Origin of the sequence: Actinomyces sp. HMSC065F12 (genome assembly GCF_001814535.1) — a bacterium.
GTDB lineage: Bacteria > Actinomycetota > Actinomycetes > Actinomycetales > Actinomycetaceae > Pauljensenia > Pauljensenia radingae_A.
Genome location: NZ_KV816983.1, coordinates 212619 through 212837 on the forward strand (window position 1 = coordinate 212619; position 219 = coordinate 212837).

The following is a 219-nucleotide window of genomic DNA, read 5'->3' on the forward strand; positions in this document are numbered from 1 at the left end:
AGTATATCAGTGGGAAATGTAGAGAGAACCCAACGCACCCCTCGGTGAGAGCTTATCAGTCTCCAGTATATCAGTGGGAAGTGTAGAGAGAACCCAACAAGTCATGGATATGCTCAGAGAACCAGTATATCAGTGGGAAGTGTAGAGAGAACCCAACCTTCGGTCAGCCGTTCGTAGCGCGATTGCCAGTATATCAGTGGGAAATGTAGAGAGAACCCA